At 32.2% G+C, this 777-nt stretch carries 1 protein-coding gene and 1 pseudogene; both read left to right on the top strand.

Annotated elements, in window-relative coordinates; all coding sequences use genetic code 11:
* Positions 1 to 428, top strand: a pseudogene (locus FUA24_RS04865) (ATP-dependent DNA helicase RecQ); the annotation flags it as partial.
* Positions 429 to 521: 93 nt separating this feature from the next.
* Positions 522 to 777, top strand: a 256-nt coding sequence (locus FUA24_RS04860) for a peptidylprolyl isomerase (RefSeq protein ID WP_187388170.1), incomplete at its 3' end; no start/stop codon positions are given.

Here is a 777-nt window from a genome sequence, read left to right as displayed (position 1 = left end):
AGGGTAAAGCCAAAAAATTTGGTAAAGATTTTGTGGCTTTAATAGCAAAATATGTTGAAGATAACGATATTATGCGTCCTGATGATTTAGTGGTAAAATCTACCGGAACCAATTCAGCAAATAAACTTTACATCATTCAAAGTATAGACAGAAAATTACCTTTAGATGATATTGCCTCTGCAAAAGGACTAGAAATGGAAGATTTCATAAAACAAATGGAAGCCATTGTATATTCTGGTACTAAATTGAATATAAATTATTGGGTAGATGAAATTTTAGACGAAGATCAGCAAGAAGAAATACACGAGTATTTTATGGATTCTGAATCTGATGCTATAAGTGAAGCTATTGAAGAATTTGATGGTGATTACGATGAAGAAGAATTACGCCTTTACAGAATTAAGTTTATTAGTGAGGTAGCTAACTAAGCAACAGTAATCAGTATTTTAAATAAAATTGTAAATCGTCAATTGTAAATTGCCAATCATTCGTATCTTTGCACTTTCTTAAAAATTAGAACAATGCAAGACGGATTATACGCAAAATTCAATACAACAAAAGGCGAAATTTTAGTTGCTTTAGAGTTTAAAAAAACACCTGGTACAGTTGGTAACTTTGTAGCTTTAGCAGAAGGTAACCTAGAAAATTCAGCAAAACCACAAGGAACACCTTATTACAATGGTTTAAAATTTCACAGAGTAATTCCAGATTTTATGATTCAAGGTGGTTGCCCACAAGGTACAGGCACAGGAAACCCTGGATACCAATTTGATGATG

This window comes from Seonamhaeicola marinus (assembly GCF_008085455.1).
Note: the sequence above shows the minus strand (reverse complement) of the source record. Positions and strands in the feature narration are given on the sequence as shown.